At 35.7% G+C, this 771-nt stretch carries 1 protein-coding gene and 1 pseudogene; both read right to left on the reverse strand.

From position 1 onward, the window contains the following. Positions 1 to 276: pseudogene (locus HRG09_RS28215) on the reverse strand (hypothetical protein); the annotation flags it as partial. A gap of 20 nt (positions 277 to 296) precedes the next feature. Beyond that, positions 297 to 771: MerR family transcriptional regulator (locus HRG09_RS28220; RefSeq protein WP_254610208.1), on the reverse strand; the 475-nt coding region annotated here is incomplete at its 5' end.

Below are 771 nucleotides of genomic sequence, written 5' to 3' on the forward strand. Positions count from 1 at the left end.
AAACTGATACTTTTCTCCATCTCCTCCCTCTACATGAAGAAACATTTCTATTGTATGAGAAGCTGGATCATACGCTCTTTTCTCTATCGTCATGGTTCGATTTCCAAATAACGCAACCGGCTTTTTCAGCTCTGTATGATAGACCGGTTCTTCATAGGGTAAATATAATTTCGAAGTGAAAAAACCGAAAAAACCAAAAATCATAAATCCTACAATCAATCCATATATCCATGATTTTTTACGTCTTAAATTCACACCATTATTTACAACTTCCATTTACTCCACACCTCACTTTTTTAAGATGCAATGATCTGAACCGCTAGTTCTTCTACATTGGTTACTTGCCAACTCTCTTGATTTTTTTGCACCGTTACTTTCATCACATTTTTCGTTTTATCTGTTGTTCCATTCGCACCAATCGTCACAGTATTTTGAAATTCTGCGATCACTTCTACCTGAGAAGCACCAATTTTATAGTCTTGTAAATATAACTTCATATCAGATGGCTTAGATACGTATGTGTCCTCCATTTCAAATGTATCCGATGGATAAAAGAGCTGAAACACTTCATCCTTCATTAATTTTTTTGCTTGTTCTCTTCGTCCTTCATACCCCTGCTTTTCTCGATGAAAGGATAACTGAATAAACTTTTCGACTGCCGAAAGATACGATTGTCGCTCTTGTTCTTGTTCCGAAGGAAGTGTTCCTTTTACTTTCTTTTTCAGTTCTTCATTTTCAGTTTGTAACACCTGGTTACGAACTTTTAATTGT

The organism is Bacillus sp. Xin1 (assembly GCF_013314535.1).
Classification (GTDB): domain Bacteria; phylum Bacillota; class Bacilli; order Bacillales; family Bacillaceae_G; genus Bacillus_A.